Here is a 489-nt window from a genome sequence, read left to right as displayed (position 1 = left end):
GGTTGACGTGCACGGTGAAGGTCGGTTTGACGTTCTCGGCGACCGAAGTTTGGTCGGCGGTGATGGTGACCTTGACCAGGTCGCCTTCGTTGGTGCCGCCTGGGTTGCCTGGGGTACCTGGCTCGTCAGTAACAGTGGTCTTGACCTCGGTTTTATCCAGGGTCAACTTCTCGAACTTGTCGACATCCACGCCTTCAACAGTCGCGATCGATTTGATCACAGGGTCGTTGGTGCCGGTGTAGACGTTGTCCGGCGCGATGACCGTAACCGAACCGGTAGTACCGTTGGCCGGCACGGTGATGACGGTCTTGCCGTCGCTCAGCGTGAAGGTCAGCGCGCCGTGGTTGTTGATCAACAGACCGTCTTTGTTGGTCAGCGTGATGGTGTAGGTGATCTCGCCGCCTTCGGTGACCGATGGAGTCGCGGTCAGTTTCGCGATCACTTCGTCGGTGGTGTCGGTGACATCCACTTTCGCCGCGCCGCCCAGCT

1 protein-coding gene is annotated in these 489 nt (G+C 59.5%); it reads right to left on the bottom strand.

Features of this window, described 5'->3' with window-relative positions; all coding sequences use genetic code 11:
- Positions 1 to 489, bottom strand: a 489-nt coding sequence (locus DM807_RS00255; protein ID WP_179026932.1) for an immunoglobulin-like domain-containing protein, incomplete at both ends; no start/stop codon positions are given.

This window comes from Pseudomonas hunanensis (assembly GCF_013393325.1).
In the GTDB taxonomy this organism is placed as follows: Bacteria; Pseudomonadota; Gammaproteobacteria; order Pseudomonadales; family Pseudomonadaceae; genus Aquipseudomonas; species Aquipseudomonas putida_P.
Note: the sequence above shows the minus strand (reverse complement) of the source record. Positions and strands in the feature narration are given on the sequence as shown.